Source organism: Streptomyces sp. Y20, from assembly GCF_043195475.1.
Classification (GTDB): Bacteria; Actinomycetota; Actinomycetes; order Streptomycetales; family Streptomycetaceae; genus Streptomyces.
Genome location: NZ_JBIDDP010000015.1, coordinates 191,599 through 209,921 on the forward strand (window position 1 = coordinate 191,599; position 18,323 = coordinate 209,921).

The following is an 18,323-nucleotide window of genomic DNA, read 5'->3' on the forward strand; positions in this document are numbered from 1 at the left end:
CGGCGGCGGCGGTCCGGCGGCCCCACGCCTGGCGCGACGGCGGTGACGTCCGTGGCCTGTCGCCACATCGCCACCTGGTCGGGGCGCACACCGAGCCCCCGGCCCCCGGCGAGGTGGCCGGCCGCCTCGGTGGCCGGTCAGGACTCGGACGGGCCGGGCGGCAGGGGCCGGGCCGCGCGCAGGCTGCGCAGGGCGAGGAGCAGGACGCCGATGTCGTCCAGGTAGACGGGGTCGGGCAGCAGGTCGGTGGGCAGTATCAGATACGCGACCGCTCCCCAGAACACCCAGCGCGGTCCCGTCGGCAGACCGGCCCGCCGCAGCGAACGCCGGGTCCGTACCAGCCGGACGAGCAGGGCGACGGCGAGGGCGAGCAACGCCGCCGCGGCGACGGCCGCGATCGCGAGCAGGGTGCCGGACGTGTCCATACGCTCTCCTTCCGCCTCCTCCCGCCCCTTCTGCCCTCCCGCTTCCGGGTTACGCCAGCCGGCCGCCGGAGCCGCCGGAGGCACCGGTGCCCGCGCCGTCCGCCGCCGCGCCGTCGGCAGGTGTCCCGTCAGCCGGTGTCCCGTCAGCCGGTGTCCCGTCCGGGGAGGCGCCCGCGGTGGACTCCGGCCGCTGGCGGCCCTTGGCCGTGAACTTCAGCCGCTCGAACGTCCGTGTCAACTGGTGCAGCGAGACCGGCGTCCGCGCGGTGGGCCGCTGCTGCTGCGGCAGGGCGGGTGCGGGGACGTCACGGTAGGCGGACAGCGCCTCCAGCGCCTGCTCGGCGGCCTGCTTGTACAGATCCCGGGACTTCGTCATCGCCTCCAGCGCCTCGGCGTACATGGCGACGAGCCGCCGCTCGCGCTCCAGCTCCTCCTGGAGGGTCCTCAGGGTCCAGTGGTCGCGCAGATCGGTCAGCGCCTCCTCGGCACCCTGGGGCAGGGGCCGGGGCTGGGCGGTGAAGTGCCGCAGCGCCGCGACGAGCTCGGCCGGCTCCGAACCGTCCAGGAAGACGTTGCGCACGCTGTGTTCCCGGCCGTCGTAGTCCTTGGGCGCCGGGTCGGGGGGCAGCAGTACCGCGCCACCGCGCGGCACCTCGACACCGAGGTCCTTCAGCGCCCAGTTCACGGCCCGCAGTTGCTGCGGCGTGGCCCGGTGCTCCACCACGCGGTGCCGCAGGCCGGGCGGCAGCAGCCGGGTCAGGGGCAGCCGGCCCCGCTCGTCCGGCGTCATCGCCTCGTGCACGACCACGTTGACGCACCAGGCCTCGCGGGCCGCGTCCCGCAGCCGGCGCCGCATCTCCTTGTCGTCCGCGGGCAGCGCGTTGGCCTGCCGCAACCGCAGGCCGGGGACGGTGGCGTGATGATCCCAGGAGCCGTCGCCCCCCTCCGCGCCACCTTCGGGCCAGAACAGGGTGGCGGGCGAGGGCCAGGTGTCGTCCCACGGGCCTTCCGCCTCCGCGACGAGCCGCCACTCGTGCTCCTCGGGCCGGCTCGGATGCGGTACGAGGGTGAGCCGGGCCCGTACGGTCACCGTGCCGGCGGCCCGCCAGCGTGCCTCGAAGACCCGCCCGGCCGGGTCCTCGCCGGCCGGCGGTGGCTCGGCGAAGTCGTCGATGTCCCCGCTCTCCTTGCGCCGGTGCAGGACGCGGCGGACGACGTCCTCGGGGCCGGGGCCGGTGTGGCGGCCCCGGGCCGCCCAGACGGATTGCGGGATGGTGGCGCGGTCGCCGGCGGAGTTCGACATGGGCCAATCTGCTGATGGGGGCGGGTGCGCCTCCAGTATCACCGCTGGCCCGGGCGATCCGTCGGCCGGGGCCCGCCGCCGCGCGTCACGGATCGGTGTGCGCCCGCGCACGCGGTGTGCGCCGTGCGCCCGGGACGCGCGCGGTACGCGTCACACGACCGTGGCGCACCCGTGCCGTGCCGCCGCGTAGGGCGTCGACAATGGTCCGGCGAACGGGGCCCGCCCGTCCATCCGCTCAGGGGCGGGCTCCGTTCACCCTGCCGGGGCTCAGGGCGGGGCAGGCCGCGCCCCGCCCTGCTCCCGCCGCGCCCGGCCCCTTCGCCCGGCGGCTCGCGCTACGCGGCCCAGCCGCACCGGGCGGCGAGCAGCAGCGCGGCGACGCGGCGACCCGAGTCACCGGCATCAGGACGTCGGGTGCCACCCGTGCCACCCGTGCCACCCGTGCCGCCGCACGAGCCGTCCGCCCGGGCGGTCCGGGCCCGAACGGCGCGGGGGCCGGTGCACCGGCCTCCGCCCCCGCGACGTCCGGCCGGGTGCGGAACCTGCGGAACTCACGCCTCGCTGGCCCGCAGCATGTCCTCGCGCTCGACGATCTTCACCCGCTCGCGGCTCTGCGGCTCTCCCAGGGCACGCTCGGCGGCGTCCAGCCGGTACCAGCCCTCCCAGGTGGTGAAGCGGACGCCACGGCCGGCCAGGAAGGCGTCCACGGCCTCCGGCTCGGGCGTGACCGGGGTCTCCAGGCGGCCGTTCGCGTAGTCGTCCAGGAGGTTGGCCACGGTCTCGTTGGCATCACCCTTGGTGTGGCCGATGAGGCCGACGGGGCCGCGCCGGATCCAGCCGGTGACATAGGCGGAGCGCAGCGGGGTGCCGCCCTCCTCGATCACCCGGCCGCCCTTGTCCGGGACGGTGCCGGAGTCGATGTCCCAGGGCAGCTTGGGCAGCTTCTCGGAGAGGTAGCCGACCGCCCGGTAGACCGCCGTGACGTCCCAGTCCTTGAACTCGCCGGTGCCCTTGACGTTGCCGGTGCCGTCCAGGGCGGTGCGTTCGGTGCGCAGGCCGACGACCTTGCCGTCCTCGCCGAGGATCTCCGCCGGAGACTCGAAGAAGTGCAGGAACAGCTTGTGCGGACGGTTGCCGACGTCCCGGATCGCCCAGTTCTCCAGGGTCTTGGCGACCATGTCGGCCTGCTTGTTGCCACGGCGGGTCTCGATCGACCCCTCGTCGTAGTCGATGTCCTCCGGGTCGACGATGACCTCGATGCTCGGGGAGTGGTCCAGCTCGCGCAGCTCCATCGGGCTGAACTTCGCCTGCGCCGGGCCACGGCGGCCGAACACGTGGATCTCCACGGCCTTGTTGGCCTTGAGGCCGTCGTAGACGTTCGGCGGGATCTCGGTCGGCAGCAGCTCGTCCGCGGTCTTGGCCAGGATGCGGGCGACGTCGAGGGCGACGTTGCCGACACCGAGGACGGCGACCTTCTCCGCCTCCAGCGGCCAGGTACGCGGCACGTCCGGGTGGCCGTCGTACCAGGAGACGAAGTCGGCGGCGCCGTAGGAGCCGTCCAGTTCGATGCCGGGTATCGACAGGTCACGGTCGGCCATCGCGCCGGTGGAGAAGATCACCGCGTCGTAGAAGGCGCGCAGGTCGTCCAGGCTGATGTCGGTGGGGTAGTCGACGTTGCCGAACAGGCGGATCTGCGGCTTGTCGAGCACCTGGTGCAGGGCGGTGATGATGCCCTTGATGCGCGGGTGGTCGGGCGCGACGCCGTACCGGATCAGGCCGAACGGGGCGGGCATCCGCTCGAAGAGGTCGATGGACACACCGGGGTCGGCGGCCACCTCGGACTTGAGCAGGGCATCGGCGGCGTAGATCCCGGCGGGGCCGGCTCCGACGATGGCTACCCGCAGGGGGCGCGGCATGATCAGTTCCCTTCGAGTGTGAACGGCGACTCGAACAGGAAGCCTAAGCTAAGGCAGCCCTAAGTAAGTACGGGGGTCCGGCCTATGAGGTCATAAGGCCGTCTTATGGGTTGCCGAGGGCCGGCTCATGAGCCGGTGCCGCCGACCCGGCCCACCTGTCGCCTCCAGGTCACGCGGGCCGGACGACGCGGTGGATCGCCGCCTCCCCGGCCCCGTAGACCGACTCCTCGCGGATGGTCGACCCCGGCCCGGGGGCGTGCACCATCATCCCGTCACCGACATAGAGACCCACATGCCGGTCGTCGTCGAAGAAGAGGACGAGGTCACCGGGTTCCGCGCCGGCCACCGTGACCGGGGTGCCCGCCATGGCCTGCTCGTGCGCCGCGCGCGGCAGCATGACCCCGGCGGCCTTCCACGCGGCCTGGACGAGGCTGGAGCAGTCGTACGAACCCGGCCCGGTCGCGCCCCACACGCACGGCCTGCCGACCTGCGCCCGGGCGAATGCGATCGCCTTGGCGGCCCGCAGGGCCCGGGAGTCGACGCCGGCGCCGACGGATGTGGATGCGGCCGGGTACGGGTCCGCGTACGGGTCCGCGCCCGTGTCCGTGACGTGAATGGTGGCGGCCATGGCGGGAGCCGTGGCCGGGTGGCCGACCATGCCGTCCGCCGGGTGCGCCGCGGCGGGGAGGGAGCCGGCGGTGTGCGTCACGGCAGGCGCAGCCATGGCCGGAACATGGCCGGAGGCGAAGTCCGCTGACGGCATGTCAGGCATCGCCGGAACCGCGGGCGTCGCCGCATGTGCGGGCCAGGGAGCCGGCTGGGCGCCGGAGTTCCACGCGGTCTGCGCATACGCGGGCTGAACAGATCCGGAAGCCGGGGCGAGCAGGTAGGCGTGCCGGGTGAGCAGGTCGCGTGCCGCGGCGAGTTTGCGCCGGCTGTCGCCCTTGGACACGGTGGGGGAGGGGCGACCCGGCGCGGCACCGGGCAGTGTTCTGGGGGTCCGGACGCGGTTCGCCTGCGCGAGGGGCAGCGCGGCGGCCGGGAGCAGCCCCGTCTCGGCGGCGCCGGCATCGGACGGCGCCGGCTCCACGAGGGCCGGCAGGCCCACCGGGCCGCCCGCCATCGCCAGTTCGGCCCTGCTCCGGCCGGGCGCTTCGGTGGTGACCGGGTCCCAGGCGCCCGTGAGGGGTCGGGGCAGACCCGGATCGGGCAGTACCGCCCGTCCGCCTTCCGGCATCGCCGTCGGCCGGCCGACCGCGCCCACCGCCACCGGCCCGCCCGCGGGTTCACCCGTCGTGTGGCCGCCGCCCGGCAGGGTCCCGGTCACCTCGGCCGCCCACGGGTGACCGGCGAGTCCGGCGGTCAGCTCGCCCACGCTCTGCCCGCCTCCCGTTGTACTCCCCGCCGGCAACTCGCCGATTGCGCCTCCCGCGCCCCGCTCCAGCGCCTGGGGCGCGCGTGCCGACGGCCCCGGGGGCAGGGCCTCCCGCGCGCCGCCTGCCAGGTCACCGCCCCCGTCGTGGCCCTGGGAACGCGCCGGTGCGGCCGGCTGTTCGGGCAGGCGGTCGGGGGGCAGTACGGCGGGGACGGTCGGGCCGAGCTTGGCGCGGGCCGCGTCGAACCACTGCCGGGCCATCGTGTCCAGCGCCGGTTCCGCGCGCCTGCCCGTCCGCTTGGCCAACGGGACGCCGCGTGAACGCCGCTGGGCGGCCATGGCCCGGGTGGCGTTGAAGTTCCCGGTCGCGTTCTCGGCCTGGTCATAGAGGGACTCGATCCGTTGACGGACCTCGTCGCGGCTCTCCGGCGCCATGGAAGAGGTGCTCCTTCCTCGCCCCGCGGGGCAGTCGGGCCGCTCGCCGGGACTGAGCCGGCCGGGCCGAGCGTCAACCTAGCCAACGTGTGTACCTCGTGTGAAGGTTGAGGTGCGGAATGTCCGATACGTATTCGTGATGTTCGCGACGAGGTTCGAGTGGGAAGAGGCGAGGCGCGTGTTTTCCTGTGAGACTCCGGTGAATTCGCGATTCCGTTGAACGCGACGGCTCCGTCCTCCGTATGGGGCTGGGGAATTCCATGTCCGACCGCGAGCACACACAGGGGACGACCTTGGTACGCAACAGGCGCAGACGCCCGACCGGCGCACGACGCGCGACCCTCGCGGCGCTCGCACTGATGCTGGGCGGAGCCGGCTTGGCCGCGGTGAACGTCTACGCCTCGGCCGGCGAGGGCTGGGGCGACGGCTCCGGCACGGACTCCACCGCACGCGTGCTGTCCACGGGTATGGCGACGATCGACTGCCCCGATGTCGGCAGCCGGCTGACGGCGGTTCCGGACGCAGCGCGCCCGGACGTCGACCGCCAACTCGCCCTGCTCGACCAGCAGACCGCGGCGGCCTACCGGCAACTCCAGCAGTGGGGACGGGGCGGCACCGGCCAGGACACCGGATCCGCCCCCGACGCGATCATGAACCCGCTGAAGGGGAGGCGGTCCGCCTCCATCGGGCGCATCACGGACGCCCTCGGCCGGGCGGGGGAGCACCCGCGGGGCCTGGACGACCTGGCCGCCTGCACCCTGCGCCCCGGCGACACCGGGCAGCCCACGGCCACCCCGAGCGGCACCGGGCAGGGCCAGGGACAGGGGGGAACCGGGCAGGGACAGAACGGTACCGGCCAGGGCCAGAACGGGGCGGGTCAGGCCGGCAACGGGCCGGTCGTCTCCGACTACGCGGACATCACCGCCGTACAGCCCGACGTGCCGGCCGCCTCCCCGGGGTCCGACGCCTCGCGCGGCTCCTTCACCTCCGACTGCGGCGTCAACGCGAACGGCTTGTTCAACTCGGACAACGTCATCGTCGCCCCGGGCGTCTCCAACGGCGCCCACCACTTCCACGACTACGTCGGCAACCAGGGCAACAACGCCTTCGCCGGCGACGACGACCTGGCGAAGGCCGCCACGAGCTGTGTCGACCAGGGCGACAGGTCCACGTACTACTGGCCGGTGCTGCGCCTGCAGAACGGCAGGCAGGAACGGGACGCGGGTGCCCCGGGCGGCGGTACGGAGGGCAACGCCGGCCAGATCGTCACCCCCAAGGCGGTGACGCTGACGTTCGTCGGCAACCCGCGCGGCAAGGTCACCGCCATGCCGCGCCTGCTGCGCATCATCACCGGCGACGCCAAGGCCTTCGTCAACGGTCCCGGCAACGCCAACGCGTCCTGGAGCTGCACCGGTCACGAGGACCGGCAGCTGAAGGACAAGTATCCGCTGTGCCCGCGGGGCAGCGACGTCGTGCGCACCTTCCGGTTCCAGAGCTGCTGGGACGGCCGCAACACCGACAGCGCCAACCACCGCACCCACGTCGCGTTCGCCACCGTCGACGGCTCCTGCCCGGCCGGCTTCCGGCCCATACCGCAGCTGGTGCAGCGCATCGTCTACGGCGTCGCCGCACCGAGCCTCGCGGACGGCGGCCGTACCGTCCCCCTGTTCGCGGTGGACTCCTTCCCCGAGCAGCTGCACAAGCCCGTCACCGACCACGGCGACTTCATCAACGTCTTCGACGAGGACCTGATGCGCGAGATGGTCGACTGCATCAACTCCGGCCGCACGTGCGGTCCGTCCGGCGGCAACGGGGGTGTCGGCGGCAACGGCGACGGCGACGACGGTGCGAGCGCGACGCCCACGGCGGGTACCGGCGGCCCGGGTGCGTCCGCGACGCCCACGGCGACCTCCGGGTCTCCGGCGACCCCCGCCCCCGGTTACGGGACCACGACGGAGCCCGGCGGGGGCACCGGCACGGAGCCCGGCGGGGACACCGGCACGGAGCCCGGCGGGGACACCGGCACGGAGCCCGGCGGGGACACGGCCACGGAGCCCGGCGGTGGCGCCACTTCCGCGCCGGGGCCGTCGGCCTCCCGCGCCGATGAGGCGCCGAGGACCGAGGCGACCACCGCGCCGGCCCGCACCACCAAGCAGGACGGGACGGGCGCCGGGGGCGGGGGCGACCGGGCAGGCAGGCCCGCTTCGGACGCTTCGGCCCCTTCCCGTCCCACGTCGTCCCGGCCGGTACCGGCCCCGTCGGCGCCCGCGTCCTCGGCGTCGGACCGGGCCACCGCCGCCGGGTACGTCCCGCCCGCGACCGCGCAGACCCCGCCCCAGGCGGCCGGGGGCGGCCTGGCGGAGACCGGGGCCCACCTGTGGCCCGCGGCCATCGGCACGCTGCTCGCCCTCTCGGGCCTGTTCATGCTGATCCGGGCCCGCCGCCTGCCCTACTGACCACGGCCACCCACCGGCCGCCCCTGACCCCCGGCACCTGACGACGCCGGTCCGTCCGGCAGCCCCTACGGCGGCCCTCCTCCACCGAGGGGGGCCGCCGCGGCAAATCCTGGCCTCTGGGGAGGATCAGAACGGCCAGTAGCGGTATCGGTCAGCTTGAGGTGAGCTGCCCGGGGATGCGGCCGGAGGCGCGGAGTTCCTGCAGGTCGGGGATGTGGTGGTAGGGGGTGCCGGGGCTGACACCGAGGATCTCGGCGATCGAGGTGATCGAGTTCTCGGGGTTGGGGAGCATGTCGCGGGCGGCGCGGTCGATCTCGGGGGTGGCGACGGTGGGGCGGCCCCCGACCCGGCCGCGGGCGCGGGCGCCATCCAGACCCTCGCGGGTGCCGGAGACTATTCGCTCTCGGATGGACTCGGCGGCGGGGGCAGCGAAGACGTGGAACACCAGACGTCCTCCGGGGGTGGTGGTGTCGAGGCGCTCGTGCAGCGAGCAGAAGCCGATCTCGCGGCGTCGCGATTCGCCGACCATGTTCACCAGGTCCTTGAGTGAGCGGCCGTAACCGGCCTTGGGGACCAACGGAACAGCCAGTATCGGTGGGATTGATCTTGCCGCGTAGCAGGTCAAGCCCACGGTCGTGGTCATGTGTCCGCGCGCTGTGCGGCGGCTTCGGCGAGGGTGCGGTACAGGGTGGGCAGGCTGGGGTTCTTGCCCTTGCCCTTGTGCCTGCCCCGGGTGATGACGGTGCTCGGAAGCACGCGGGACCTGCGGGAGCAGTGTGCGTTGGCGAGCATGTGAGGTTTCGCCCGGCTGGTGGTTGCGGCTTGTACTGGCCACGGTTGAGGCGAGGTGGTACTACGGGACGCGGTCCACGCCGAGTGGCGGTGCCCGCGGGACTGGGGGGTGGGCCGAGGTGTCCTCGCGTTTACGGGCGTTGACCCGGTTGATCACGGCGGTCGCGATCGTCACGGCCTATGTCGCGCTACACCTGGCGATCAGTGCGGGCATGGACCTGCGGGCCTGCGACCGCTTCCGCGATGCCCCCGCACGGGCCACCGCGTTCACGGCCGCCCTGGACCGGTATGCCGCCGGGGAGGAGTCCGCGCGCGCCGAGATCCGTGCGGGCGACACGTGGTTCAAGGAGAACGCCCCGTCGGGAGCGAGCCGCTCTGTGGTCTCCTCCGCCACAGCTGGCGTCGAGAACGGCCGTGGCTCCCTCGCTCGCGAGCGGGTCGCAGGGCTGGCGGCGGACATCCGGCGGGACCGGTTGAGGCTCGACCGGAGACTCGGCTCGTCGCGCGCGACCGCGCTGTACTGGGCGGTGCCCGCCGTGGTGCTACTCGGGGTGGCGCTGTGGCTGCGGCGTCGGCGCCGGTCGGGAGCCTCGGAGATCGTCGGCGTTGTCAGCCGGTTCGCGCCGCGTCAGCCGTGGTGGCGGCGTCCGGTGTTTCTGCTTGCCAGCGGTACCGGATACGTACTTTTCGCGGGCGGTGCCATCGTCGTCGGAGCGGCGCAGCGGCGTGGCTACACGATGCCACTGATGACCATGGCGGGGTCGTTGGTCGGCGGCCTGGCAGCGATCGGTGCCGGACTCCTGAGTCTGCGCTACACCCGCCCGCGCTCGGTGCGCGGCGCGGCTCAAGCCTTGCTGGCCGACGGCCGCCAACCGGTGCTCTACCTGCGCAGCTTCGCCGACGACGATGCGGCGGCCCAGGTCGACGACTCGGCATCGTTCGTCAGCATCCACTCGCGGGAGGAGCAGCTCACGGGGGCGTTGGGCGCCGTCGGACCCGTGATCACGGTCGGCAGACCCGGAGAGCCGATGCCGCGGCTGGGGGCGGCGCGGTTCTACCTGCCGCTCAACGACTGGCAGCCGACGGTGCTGCGGCTGATGGAACTGTCCCAATTCATCGTGTTACGGCTGGGGCCGGGCGAGGGGCTGTGGTGGGAGGTCGGGCAGGCCCGCGCCACCCAGCCCGCCCGCAAGCTCGTCCTGCTGGCGCCAGGCGGGGTGCCCGAGGTAGCCGAACGGCTTGACGCGCACCTGCCGACCGCGTCCCGGTTGGCCGAGGTGACCGGCGGCGATCCCTGGACCGGCGCCGTCATCACCTTCGCCCCCGACTGGACTCCCCAACTGCACCCGGTGGGACCCGTGACCCGTGCCGAGCTCCCGCGGCGCGCGCTCCTGCGCCGCGGAATCCGCGCCGCAAGGGCCGCCATGGCGTCGATGATGAACTACACGCCCGCCTACCTCGTGGCCCGCACCATCAAGGACGCTCTGGCGTCCGCCGGCGTCCGCAGGCGGACTATGACCTTGCGGGCCCACTTCGCCACGCAGACGTCGCTGTGGAAGGGATTCGCGTTGATCACGGTGCTTGGCCTGCTGGGCTGGCTCGTGGGCCGAGCACTGCAACTCTTCGGCCTCGGTTAGTGCCGTTCCGTTACGTTCGTCCCGCATGATGTCACGGGGAACCGGGGACGTACGTGAGGCAAAGACCAACCGCATTCCGACCCCCGTGCCATGCGCGAGCGGTCGGCGATCTCCGGGGGGGACGATCATGGACGGTTCACAACAACCCGTGCCGGCGAATACGAGCCAGGCCGGTGCAGAGCGGCCCAGGGCGGTGACTGGAGCGGCCACCGCCGTGACATTACTGGTCTCGTCAGAACTCGTGCGTGAGGTATTGGTCACGGTGGCCAACTGGCGCCTGTACTTTCGCCTCCACGACTACCTGGCCGGGAGGGCGACGGCTGCGGACGTGCTGGCCGCCGACTCCGATGCCCTCGCGAAGCTGGGATCGGTCTGGGTGTTGGTGCTGGTAGGGGGCGCGGCCGGCATCGCGGTGGCCGTCTGGCTGTGGCGGGCCCGGATCAACTCCGAGCTGATGGGCGGTGCCGCCGCGCACCGTCGGGCCCGTGGCTGGGCGGTGGGCGGCTGGATGACGCCGGTGGCCAATCTGTGGATCCCGTACCAGGTGGTGTCGGACGTTTGGCGGGCCAGCGCCCCCCGGCGATCCGTCCCGGTCACCTTGGTCAGCGCCTGGTGGGCGCTGTTCGTGGCCGCCAACATCGTCGTCAAGCCGATGCAGTGGCGCGTAGCCAACAATTTGGACAGCGAGCATCAGGTGCTAACCAACGCGAACCTCTCCACCCTGCTCACGGCGCTCTACGTGGCGGCCGGCCTGCTCCTGCTCCTCATCGTCAGGCGCGTCACCACGTGGCAGACCGGCGGGCATGTCGGGAACGCCGTGTGAGCCCCCTCAACGACGAAGCGGAGATGCCACCTTGGTCGGAATCAGTGACTCGCTGTGGAACGAGGACATCAGCGCAGAGAACTTCCGCGCCTCGGCCGCGACCTATCACGCCTCGATCTTCGAGCAGTACAAGCTGTGCGTGGAGATGGCCGACCGCGTCAGCGCTCGGCGCAACCTCGCCAACACCTTCTTCCTGACTCTCCACAGCACGCTGCTCGTCTTCCTCAGCACCTGGCTGTCCCAGGAACGTCACGGCCGGACTCCGGTCGCACTCGCCCTCGCGGCACTGCTCGTCCTGCTGGGCATGTGCGCCACCTGGTGGCTCACCGTTCGTTCCTACCAGCAGCTGAACAGAGGCAAGTTCGAGGTGATAGGAGCGCTTGAGGAGCGGTTGCCGGCCCGAGCCTTCGTGGCCGCCGAATGGCGCGCCCTCGGCGAGGGGCGGGACTGGCGCGTCTATCTCCCGCTCAACCGCGTCGAACGCTGGATCCCTGTCCTCTTCGCCGTGGCCTACCTTCTGGGCTTCGCTGCCGTCGGGCTGTGACGGCGACGCTACCCGCTACGGCCCGCCCGCCCTCCCTGCCTCCGGAGCGGATTAGGGTGAGGGGCACATGCCTCGGCTGGAAGCGGGTTGTCACATGGTCACCATCGCCGTCACCGGTCACATGGACCTGGCCGACGAGGCGGTTGGCCGCATCCGGGCCGACCTTCGTGCGCTGCTGGCCGACCTGAGTGACGACGCGCTGGTGGGGCGCTCGTGCCTGGCCCGAGGCGCCGACACCGTCTTCGCTGAGGAGATCCTCTCGCTCGGCGGCCGACTGTCGGCGATCATCCCGTCCCGGGACTACCGGGAAGCGGTCGTCAGCCCAGCGGACCTCGCCACCTTCGACGCTCTACGTGCCGCCGCCGCCGAATTGGTGGTCCTGCCGTACGAGCACGCGGGCCGCGCCGCCTACGAAGCGGCCAATCACCGACTTCTCCAGGGCGCGGACCGCCTTGTCGCCATTTGGGACGGCAGCGCCCCCACCGGTCGTGGCGGCGGTACGGCAGACACCGTAGCCGCAGCCCGCCTGGCCGGGTTGGCTGTCGACGTCGTATGGCCTCCTGATGCATTCAGGTCCGGCACCTGACACCTGTGCCCAGTTCCGGGCCGCCGGCAGGCAGTACGACATGGGGCTGGTCTGACAACCGGTTCGGCGGGACCTTGTTCAGCTTCACCCGGACCAGCCGGTACGCGGCGATCTCATCCACCCGCTGCAACGCGTTCTTCATCCCGGCGCCCGTGGTCCGCGTCGGCGGCCGGCGCAGTTGCTCCAGGTACGAGTACCGCTTGCCCTCCGGCGTCTTCAGTAGCGCCACCAGGTCCCCGGCCAACGACGGATCCACCCGTCGCGCGGCCTTCGCGAGCGTGGTGTGCAGCCGCTTCTCCGCGAGCGTCCGGACCTCCGCCACCTCCCGCGCCAGCACCGAGACACCCGTCCGCAGAACGCGGTTCCGGCGCAGCCAGCCCACCGCGTGATCGAACAGCGCCTTCGGCCCCTCCGCGTGCGCCGCCCACGCCCGCCCGTGCAGGAACGCCCTGACGTCCGGCCCGTCGCATGGTCCTCGTACACGTGGTAGCCGTACGCGTCGCGTATCTCCCACGCGTGGCCGTACACCGTCTGCCGCCGCTCCGCGTACCGCCGCTTCACGCACGACGCGTCCTCGATACCAGATGCTCGACCACCGACCACGGCACAGCCAAGGGATCCTCACCCAGAAACAGCCCCACATACCGCACGGCGCCCATCCGAAGCGCGAACCCGAGCTGGTGCTGCTTCGTACGCCGCAGCGCGATCAGCTCCCGGTCCACGTCATCCAGGACGCAGAACCGCTCCAGCTCGGGCCGCGTCGGCTCCTCGGCGAACGTCCCGTACGCCTCGGCCTGATCGTCAGACAGGAAATCAACTGGCATGGCATCCTGATCCATCCCCTTGTGGGAGCGCTCCCAGTGGATGCAGGATGCCGGTATGCCTTCGCTTCCTCCGCGGTCCGCTCCCGCTATCCGCCCCTGCCGCCCCACCGACCGCGAAGCCGTGGCCGACGTCTGCGTGCGCACCGCGCACAACGGAGGCGACTCCCGGGCGATCTACCCCGACACGCGGCTCATGCCGGCGCTGTTCGCCGAGCCGTACGTCCACTTCGATGCGGACCTCGCCTTCGTGCTGGACGACGGCACGGGCCGGGCGGTGGGGTACGTCGTCGGAACCGCGGACACCGAAAGCTTCGTCAGGGACTTCCGGCAGGCCTGGATCCCCCGGCTGGCCGGCCGCTATCCTGAGCCCACGGCGCCGCCCCGCACACCCACCGAGGAGATGATCCACCTCCTGCACCGGCCGGAGCGGATGCTCGTACCCGAACTCGCCGGCTATCCCGCCCATCTGCACATCGACCTGCTGCCGGACTGGCAGCGGCGGGGCCACGGCCGCGAGTTGCTGCACACCTTCCTGGCCGCCCTGTGCGGGCGGGGCGTACGGGCGGTCCATCTCGGCATGGTCACCGCCAACACGGCCGCCCGCGCGTTCTACGACCGGCTCGGTTTCCACGTGATCCCGGTCGCGGACGCCGGCCCTCTCACCTACCTGGGCCGGGAGACGGCCCCGTCCTGAACGCGCCGCGGGGCCGCACGGCCCTCAGGCCAGTTCGAGGGTCCGCTTGGCGAGGTCGTAGGCGGGCCGCATCTCCTCGTGCTCCTCGGTGTCCATGCCGCCGAGGTGCAGGACGACCGGCCCGCCGGGCGTGCTGACCGCGAAGGCGCTCTCCCTCTTGGTCTCCTCCAGGAGTTTGCTCGTGCAGAGGTACTCCACCTCCACGGCGGAGACGCCGCCGGTCGTGAAGGAGTGGTACGTCGCCTTGCTGACGTCGTCCTCCGCGGCGACGAACGCGCGCAGCACGCCGCCGGCGTCGGCATCGCCCGTCCTGCCGGTCCATACGCGCAGGAAGCCGATGTTCCCCGCGGGCTTGGCGTCGATCTCACAGGCCGCGGTGACCGGCCCCTGCCGGAGGAGGCTGTCGGCGAGCGCCCCGCCGAGGTCGCCGTCACTCTCGTCCGACCCCTCGCCGGGCTCATTCCCGGCGGCGATCGACTTGGCCTTCCAGTGCCGGGCGATGTGGAACCTGACGGGCAGTTCGCAGGCGGAGCCGGCGGCGCCGATCGTGCCACCGCTCGGACCTGCCTTGGCCGACGCCGACGCCGACGCCGACGCTGAAGCCGGTGCCGTGCTGGATGCGCCCGGTCGGCCCGTGCCGTCCGTGCCACTCGGCCCGGCGCATCCGCTGAGCACCGTCGTCAGCAGGGCCGCGCCCGCCGCACCCATGCCCATGGCTGCCCTCCGCACGAAGCCCACGGCCTTTACGCCCCCCACCTCGACCTGCACCTCCGTCTCCCCGCTGTCCGGCCGGTCACTGTAGCCGAGCGTGCGGACAGCGGCGCCTCGGACGGGCTTCGGAACCCTTGCTGACAACAAGTCAACATTACCCAACCGTGACCGCCGTGGGGCTACCGCCAGTAACTTACTGAAAAGTAAGGTCCCTGCCAGCCTCTCCGGAGCCCCCTGCCCCACCCCGCCGCCCAGGAGGTCCGCCATGTCCGTGCGCACCCGTGTGCCCGCCGCCCTCGCGATCGCCGTCGCCGCCTGCCTCGGCGCCCAGACCGCCGCCGCGCTCCCCGCCACCGCCACGGACACCGTCGTGTCCCGCGGTGTCACCATCCCGGCCTTCTACACCCCGCCCTCCGTGCTGCCCACCGCCGACGGCGCCCTCGTGCGCAGCGAGCGGCTGCCGCTCGCGCTGAGCCTGCCGGGCCTCGACGGACCCCTGCCCGGCCGGGCCACCCGGCTGATGTACAAGTCGACGGACTCCGCCGGGCAGCCGGTCGCGGTGACCGGCGCCTACCTGGAACCGGCGGCCTCGTGGAAGCACGGCGGACCACGCCCACTGGTCGCGCTGGCCCCCGGGACCATGGGCCAGGGCGACCAGTGCGCTGCCTCGCTCGGCCTCGAACACCCGCTGACCCTCAACGGCCGCACGGTGTCCGTCGGTTACGAAGACCTGGCGATCTACCGGATGCTCGCCGAGGGTGTGGCCGTCGTCGTCACCGACTACGCCGGACTCGGCACGACCGACAGACTGCACACCTACGTCAATCGGCTCGACGGCGCCCACGCCGTGCTGGACGCGGTCCGCGCGGCCCGGAACCTGGAGGGCGCCTCGGTCACGGCGGCCTCGCCCGTCGGGCTGTACGGCTACAGCCAGGGAGGCGGCGCGACCGCCGCCGCGGCCGAACTCCAGCCCTCCTACGCCCCCGACATCACCCTGTCCGGCACCTACTCGGGGGCACCGCCCGCCGATCTCGCCAAGGTGACGGAGGCGATCGACGGCAGTGACCTGGCCGGCGCGCTCGGCTGGGCCGTCAACGGCTTCCTGCAGTCCGACCCCGCGCTGAGGCCGATCGCCGACAAGCATCTCAACGCGGCGGGCAAGGCCGCGCTGGCCGACCTGTCCACGATGTGCGTCGGCGACGCGATCCTCTCTTACAACTCCGCGCACAGCACCGCCTGGACCACCGACGGGTCCTCCCTCGCCGACGTCGTCGCGGCCGAGCCCGCTCTGCGGGACTTCCTCGACCGGCAGCGCATCGGCACGGGGAGGCCCACCGGTCCGGTGCGGGTGGCGACGGGGATCAACGACGACCTGGTCCCGCACGCGCAGGCCCGCCGGCTGGCCGTCGACTGGTGCCGCAAGGGCGCCGACGTCACCTATGTGCCGGTGCTGGCACCGCAGTTGGGCCGGGCCCTGCTCAACCATTTCGCGCCGCTGCTCGCCGACCAGGGTGACGCCGTCGACTGGCTCACCGACCGGCTCGCGGGCCGGCCCGCCGGCTCGACCTGCCGGCTGCTGCCCCTCCAGCCCTGACCGGCGTCACGGCGTCCCGCGCCGGGCGTCCAGGAACAGGTGGGGCTCCGGTACGGCGCCGGGGTGGGCCGGGGTGAACACGGCGTGCTCCTCGGCCAGCACCGTCAGGCCCACCCGGGTGACCAGGTCCGTGAAGGCGCCGGCGGTGAAGCTCGTCACCCGTACCGGCTGTCCCATGAAGAACCCCTCGGCGTCCTCCACGTCGAGGGGCACGGTGGCCAGGGCGACCGACCCGCCGGGCCGCACGGCGCGGGCCAGCTTCGCCACGACGGCGGCCTGCTCGACGCGGGACATCTGGAGCAACGGGAAGTAGGCGCACACGGCGTCGAACGAGGCATCGTCCAGCGGCAGTTCACGGATGTCGGCGAGCCGGAAATCCGCTGCGGGCACCTGTCGGGCGGCCAGCTCCGTCATCACCGGGGAGACATCCACGCCCAGCACCCGGTGCCCGGCCTCGGTGAGGATCTGCGCGGTCGGCCGTCCGGTCCCGCTGCCCACGTCAAGCACCCTGCTGCCGGGCGCCAGCCGCTCCAGCAGCCTGCGCAGCGACGCCCGGTGCGGCTCGGACGCGGCGAACGCCTCCTCGTAGGCGATTCCGAGCGCGTCGAACACCTCGGCGGCCGGTGCCCGGCGATCGTCCTCCGCCACCATGCCCCCTTCCGTCGCCGCGTGCGGGCTGCCGGAACCGTCCTACCCCGGGCGGGCGCCGGTGACGCCTGCCGGCACCCGGCGTTTGCGGGCAGCGGTGTGCGCACGGCAGGGTGCGGTGCGTGCCTACCTTGCTGATCGTCCATCACACGCCGTCCCCGAACTGCCAGGCGCTGCTCGAAGCCGTCGTGGCCGGCGCGACGACACCCGAGATCGAGGGCGTGCGCGTCGTACGCCGGGCGGCCCTGTCCGCCACCGCCTCCGACGTGCTCGAAGCCGACGGCTACCTGCTCGGCACGCCCGCGAACCTGGGCTACATGTCCGGCGCCCTCAAACACTTCTTCGACCAGATCTACTACCCCTGCCTGGACGAGACCCGGGGCCGCCCCTTCGGCTACTACGTCCACGGCGGCAACGACGCCACCGGAGCCGTCCGCGCCGTCGAGGCCGTCACCACCGGTCTCGCCTGGCGCCGGGCGGCCGACGCGGTGACCGTCACCGGTGCGCCGGACAAGGGCGACACCCAGGCGTGCTGGGAGCTGGGAGCCACACTCGCGGCGGGTTTGATGCCGAACGGCTGAGCCGTCCCGGTACCGGCCGCGCGGCCACCGGGGTGATCCTTGTGCGGTTGTGCGCCGTGAACGGCGTGGACCGGAGCACGCCATCGAGCCGCTCTGTTAGTCCTACTTGTGTGTTCATAGGACTACTAGGGAGGTGCTGGCGTGGCCCTCGGGGCACGTCTCGCCGTGGTCCTGCCGCTGCTCGCGGCCGTGTCCGGCGGACCGGTGGACCGCGCCGTCGCCGACGGCGCGGGCAGCGACGGGCTCGCCCTGGAGGTCGACGTCGACACCCGGCCGGGCACCGGGGCGACCCACCCCGGCATCCGCGTCGGCCACCCGCTGGTGAAGACGTACCGGCTGACCGACCGCAGCGGAGCCGACCTGTACGACGTGCGGGTGAACGACCCGGGGCTGCCGGGCGCCAGGATCCGCTGCCCCGGCGGCGACGACCACATCCCGATGCTCCGCGGCCTGGGCTCCGCCACCTGCACCGCGTGGGCCACCGCGCGCGAAGGCACCTGGATCGCGGACGTCACGGCCGTCGGCCGCATCCCCTCCCTCGGCCAGGAGTCCTGGGCCACCGCCCGCTCCGGATACGCCGGCGTCGGCGGCCGGCTGGCCCTGTCCGAGACGGTCGGGACCGAGGTGGGGGTGCCGGGCCGGCCCCTGGCCCCCGGCCCGGTCACCGTCCTCTACGACGTGTCGAACACCGGCAACCGCCCGGTGTTCGACCTCCGCCTCACCGATCCCGTGCTCCAGCCGCCCGGCATCGTCTGCCCGGCCGGCGACGACACCGTCCCGAGCCTCGACCCCGGGGACTTCGTGCGCTGCCGGGCGACCGTGGAGCGGCCTCCGGGCCGGTACTTCAGCGAGGGGCGTGTGACCGGGACCGACCGGATCAGCACCCTCCGGCCCGACGGCTGCCCGGAGAGGCCGCCGTTGCTGACGGCCGAGGCGTCCGGCTCCTTCACGTTGTACCCGCCCCCACCACCCCCCCGGC

The 18,323-nt window shown here is 73.0% G+C and carries 17 protein-coding genes and 1 pseudogene; 9 read left to right on the forward strand and 9 right to left on the reverse strand.

Annotated elements, in window-relative coordinates:
* Positions 1-137: 137 nt before the first annotated feature.
* The 4 genes from ACGFT1_RS30395 to ACGFT1_RS30410 form a co-directional block, all read right to left on the reverse strand.
* The gene (locus ACGFT1_RS30395) at positions 138-425 is read right to left on the reverse strand and encodes a DUF1232 domain-containing protein (protein WP_373912186.1); all 288 of its coding nucleotides are present in this window, start codon (positions 423-425) and stop codon (positions 138-140) included.
* Positions 426-474: 49 nt separating this feature from the next.
* Positions 475-1,728: a hypothetical protein gene (locus tag ACGFT1_RS30400; RefSeq protein WP_373912187.1), complete on the reverse strand. Its 1,254-nt coding sequence runs from the start codon at positions 1,726-1,728 to the stop codon at positions 475-477.
* A 551-nt stretch (positions 1,729-2,279) separates the two neighbouring features.
* Entirely contained in the window at positions 2,280-3,644 is a 1,365-nt protein-coding gene (locus ACGFT1_RS30405) for an FAD-dependent oxidoreductase (protein ID WP_373912188.1), read from the reverse strand.
* Positions 3,645-3,813: 169 nt separating this feature from the next.
* Positions 3,814-5,454, reverse strand: a complete 1,641-nt coding sequence (locus tag ACGFT1_RS30410; protein ID WP_373912189.1) for an NlpC/P60 family protein — start codon at positions 5,452-5,454, stop codon at positions 3,814-3,816.
* A 359-nt stretch (positions 5,455-5,813) separates the two neighbouring features.
* Here ACGFT1_RS30410 and ACGFT1_RS30415 point away from each other — a divergent pair, with 359 nt between their 5' ends.
* Entirely contained in the window at positions 5,814-7,910 is a 2,097-nt protein-coding gene (locus ACGFT1_RS30415) for a DUF1996 domain-containing protein (RefSeq protein WP_373912211.1), read from the forward strand.
* Positions 7,911-8,061: 151 nt separating this feature from the next.
* Here the strand turns inward: ACGFT1_RS30415 and ACGFT1_RS30420 are convergent, their stop codons facing one another.
* Positions 8,062-8,487 carry a recombinase family protein gene (locus ACGFT1_RS30420; protein ID WP_373912190.1) on the reverse strand — a complete coding sequence of 142 codons (426 nt, stop codon included), beginning with the start codon at positions 8,485-8,487 and terminating at the stop codon, positions 8,062-8,064.
* A 62-nt stretch (positions 8,488-8,549) separates the two neighbouring features.
* The gene (locus ACGFT1_RS30425) at positions 8,550-8,702 is read right to left on the reverse strand and encodes a hypothetical protein (RefSeq protein WP_373912191.1); all 153 of its coding nucleotides are present in this window, start codon (positions 8,700-8,702) and stop codon (positions 8,550-8,552) included.
* Between the two features lie 149 nt (positions 8,703-8,851).
* On the opposite strand from ACGFT1_RS30425, the gene ACGFT1_RS30430 reads away from it, so the two are divergent.
* The 4 genes from ACGFT1_RS30430 to ACGFT1_RS30445 all read left to right on the forward strand — a co-directional run bounded on the left by ACGFT1_RS30430 (position 8,852) and on the right by ACGFT1_RS30445 (position 12,292).
* The gene (locus ACGFT1_RS30430) at positions 8,852-10,339 is read left to right on the forward strand and encodes a transferase (RefSeq protein WP_373912192.1); all 1,488 of its coding nucleotides are present in this window, start codon (positions 8,852-8,854) and stop codon (positions 10,337-10,339) included.
* A 214-nt stretch (positions 10,340-10,553) separates the two neighbouring features.
* The gene (locus ACGFT1_RS30435) at positions 10,554-11,162 is read left to right on the forward strand and encodes a DUF4328 domain-containing protein (protein WP_373912193.1); all 609 of its coding nucleotides are present in this window, start codon (positions 10,554-10,556) and stop codon (positions 11,160-11,162) included.
* A 31-nt stretch (positions 11,163-11,193) separates the two neighbouring features.
* Entirely contained in the window at positions 11,194-11,706 is a 513-nt protein-coding gene (locus ACGFT1_RS30440) for a hypothetical protein (RefSeq protein ID WP_373912194.1), read from the forward strand.
* A 94-nt stretch (positions 11,707-11,800) separates the two neighbouring features.
* Complete coding sequence (locus tag ACGFT1_RS30445) at positions 11,801-12,292, forward strand: hypothetical protein (protein WP_373912195.1); 492 nt, start codon at positions 11,801-11,803, stop codon at positions 12,290-12,292.
* A 10-nt stretch (positions 12,293-12,302) separates the two neighbouring features.
* Here ACGFT1_RS30445 and ACGFT1_RS30450 read toward each other — a convergent pair.
* Positions 12,303-13,116, reverse strand: a pseudogene (locus tag ACGFT1_RS30450) (DUF4158 domain-containing protein); the annotation flags it as partial.
* A gap of 55 nt (positions 13,117-13,171) precedes the next feature.
* Between ACGFT1_RS30450 and ACGFT1_RS30455 the strand changes: the two are divergent.
* The gene (locus tag ACGFT1_RS30455) at positions 13,172-13,810 is read left to right on the forward strand and encodes a GNAT family N-acetyltransferase (protein ID WP_373912196.1); all 639 of its coding nucleotides are present in this window, start codon (positions 13,172-13,174) and stop codon (positions 13,808-13,810) included.
* 24 nt (positions 13,811-13,834) lie between these two features.
* On the opposite strand, the gene ACGFT1_RS30460 is transcribed toward ACGFT1_RS30455, so the two are convergent.
* Entirely contained in the window at positions 13,835-14,524 is a 690-nt protein-coding gene (locus tag ACGFT1_RS30460; RefSeq protein ID WP_373912197.1) for a lipoprotein, read from the reverse strand.
* A 262-nt stretch (positions 14,525-14,786) separates the two neighbouring features.
* Between ACGFT1_RS30460 and ACGFT1_RS30465 the strand changes: the two genes are divergently transcribed.
* Complete coding sequence (locus tag ACGFT1_RS30465; RefSeq protein ID WP_373912198.1) at positions 14,787-16,115, forward strand: lipase family protein; 1,329 nt, start codon at positions 14,787-14,789, stop codon at positions 16,113-16,115.
* A gap of 6 nt (positions 16,116-16,121) precedes the next feature.
* Here the strand turns inward: ACGFT1_RS30465 and ACGFT1_RS30470 are convergent, their stop codons facing one another.
* Positions 16,122-16,766, reverse strand: a complete 645-nt coding sequence (locus ACGFT1_RS30470; RefSeq protein ID WP_373912199.1) for a class I SAM-dependent methyltransferase — start codon at positions 16,764-16,766, stop codon at positions 16,122-16,124.
* Between the two features lie 119 nt (positions 16,767-16,885).
* Here ACGFT1_RS30470 and ACGFT1_RS30475 point away from each other — a divergent pair, with 119 nt between their 5' ends.
* Both ACGFT1_RS30475 and ACGFT1_RS30480 read left to right on the forward strand, forming a co-directional pair.
* Positions 16,886-17,344, forward strand: a complete 459-nt coding sequence (locus ACGFT1_RS30475) for a flavodoxin family protein (protein WP_373912200.1) — start codon at positions 16,886-16,888, stop codon at positions 17,342-17,344.
* A 141-nt stretch (positions 17,345-17,485) separates the two neighbouring features.
* On the forward strand, positions 17,486-18,323 hold an 838-nt coding region (locus ACGFT1_RS30480; protein WP_373912201.1), incomplete at its 3' end, for a hypothetical protein.

Excerpts from the sequence above, each read along its gene's own strand:
- ACGFT1_RS30465 (WP_373912198.1), top strand. The coding sequence starts at position 14,787 with ATGTCCGTGCGCACCCGTGTGCCCGCCGCCCTCGCGATCGCCGTCGCC.
- ACGFT1_RS30445 (WP_373912195.1), top strand. The coding sequence starts at position 11,801 with ATGGTCACCATCGCCGTCACCGGTCACATGGACCTGGCCGACGAGGCG.
- ACGFT1_RS30460 (WP_373912197.1), bottom strand. The coding sequence starts at position 14,524 with ATGGGCATGGGTGCGGCGGGCGCGGCCCTGCTGACGACGGTGCTCAGC.
- ACGFT1_RS30395 (WP_373912186.1), bottom strand. The coding sequence starts at position 425 with ATGGACACGTCCGGCACCCTGCTCGCGATCGCGGCCGTCGCCGCGGCG.
- ACGFT1_RS30425 (WP_373912191.1), bottom strand. The coding sequence starts at position 8,702 with ATGCTCGCCAACGCACACTGCTCCCGCAGGTCCCGCGTGCTTCCGAGC.
- ACGFT1_RS30455 (WP_373912196.1), top strand. The coding sequence starts at position 13,172 with ATGCCTTCGCTTCCTCCGCGGTCCGCTCCCGCTATCCGCCCCTGCCGC.
- ACGFT1_RS30400 (WP_373912187.1), bottom strand. The coding sequence starts at position 1,728 with ATGTCGAACTCCGCCGGCGACCGCGCCACCATCCCGCAATCCGTCTGG.
- ACGFT1_RS30470 (WP_373912199.1), bottom strand. The coding sequence starts at position 16,766 with ATGGTGGCGGAGGACGATCGCCGGGCACCGGCCGCCGAGGTGTTCGAC.
- ACGFT1_RS30415 (WP_373912211.1), top strand. The coding sequence starts at position 5,814 with ATGCTGGGCGGAGCCGGCTTGGCCGCGGTGAACGTCTACGCCTCGGCC.
- ACGFT1_RS30405 (WP_373912188.1), bottom strand. The coding sequence starts at position 3,644 with ATGCCGCGCCCCCTGCGGGTAGCCATCGTCGGAGCCGGCCCCGCCGGG.
- ACGFT1_RS30410 (WP_373912189.1), bottom strand. The coding sequence starts at position 5,454 with ATGGCGCCGGAGAGCCGCGACGAGGTCCGTCAACGGATCGAGTCCCTC.